The following is a 1,719-nucleotide window of genomic DNA, read 5'->3' on the forward strand; positions in this document are numbered from 1 at the left end:
GATAACGCCCTGTGTACAACTTTTGATAACCCTATAAATCGGTATCCCTTTCGACAGTATGTCAGTCCTTTTGCTTCTTCCTTCGGAATTCCAAGTTGAATAAGTGATTTAATTCTCTTTTTGTTGCTTTTCCACTGCTTCCAAATAATAACTCGTATTCTGGAACGTAGTTTTGCGTCGATATTTGTGAGTATGCTTTTCATCTTCGCAATCTTAAAGTAGTTTACCCATCCGTAAATAACTTGTTTTAATTTTATAATCCGATTATTTAGTGATATTCCATGGTTTCGTTTCGTCAGTTGCTTTAATTTTCTTTGGAATTTATGCACTGATTCTTGATGTGCTCGTGGTCGATATTTCTTCGTATGTGCATCATAATAGAATCCAAATCCGAGGAATTTTATATTTCCCGGTCTCGATATTCTACTCTTTTCTGCGTTCACGATTAAACCCAGTTTCTTTTCGATAAAGTGTGTAACTGATTTCATGACCCGGTTTGCTGCCTTTTCACTTTTTACGAAAATGATGCTATCATCTGCATATCTAACGAAGTGTAGATTTCTAGCTTCTAATTCCTTATCCAGTTCATTAAGCATGATATTACTTAGTAATGGACTAAGATTACCACCCTGCGGTGTACCTACAGATGTAGCTTCATGCTTGCCATTTACCATTACACCACTTGTTAGGTATTTTCGTATGAGTGATATGACATCACCATCTGTGATTGTATGAGAGATAATTCTCATTAATTTGTCATGATGAACCGTATCGAAGAAACGCTCCAAATCAATATCGATTAGCCATGTGTAACCATCATTTATAAATTCTAACGCTTTGACGATGGCTTGTTCACAACTTCTTCTTGGACGAAATCCAAAACTATATTCACTAAATTGTCGTTCGAATATTGGACTTAGCTTCTGGCTGATTGCCTGTTGGATGACACGGTCAACGACCGTGGGTATACCTAATTTTCTTGTTTTCCCATTATCCTTCGGTATTTCTACGCGCAGTGCAGGCATTGGCTTATATTTTCTCTTCCTAATTTGATTACGTATCTCATCCTTATTTTCCCTAAGATGATAGGCTAAATCTTCTATTGGAATACCATCTACACCACTCGCACCTTTGTTTCGATATACTTGCTTATAAGCATTATTCATATTTTCATTACTAAGTATTTCCTCTAAAAGTTCCATACTCGTTTCTTCCTTCCTTTTCTGTTGTAAGAGACATTTCCTTTCTGAGTATCCTTTGGGATACGCCCATACTTTCCTCATTAACACATTCTGAAATGTATCTCTCACGCATCCATGGTGTTAGAAACACTATAAATCGTTCCACCCTTCATGGCTGATGCCATTACTATGGTTTCTGCTGACTTCTCACGATTAACCTTTTTCGACCAGTTTTCTTTATAGGGGACTCCTGAACTGTCCGTGAGACCTCCCAGGGTAAGACATTTATCTTTCCTCTTTTACTCGTCTGATTTACTTTACAGAGTTACGCACATCTTTTGGATTTTAACTTGTTATGTAGTCTTGTCCGTCTGTAAAGCCTTGGTATCAGATTTCTGTTCGTCAAGCCAAGATTTTGGTACACGCTTCCTCTAGCTCTTGCCTCACGGCAAGCGCCTTGCGCTTCCCTAGTGGTTGGATGATGTGTTCCCCCACAGTGGACTTTCACCACCTAGATAAATGCCATGCCTGGCACACA

Annotated in this window: 1 protein-coding gene; it reads right to left on the reverse strand. The window is 38.5% G+C overall.

Annotated features, from left to right (window positions below; all coding sequences use genetic code 11):
• A partial coding sequence (gene ltrA / locus WKT09_RS13585; RefSeq protein WP_340416546.1) for a group II intron reverse transcriptase/maturase occupies positions 1-1,202 on the reverse strand: 1,202 nt, incomplete at its 3' end.
• Positions 1,203-1,719: the final 517 nt, after the last annotated feature.

This window comes from Pseudogracilibacillus sp. ICA-222130 (genome assembly GCF_037892545.1).
Lineage (GTDB): Bacteria > Bacillota > Bacilli > Bacillales > Amphibacillaceae > Pseudogracilibacillus.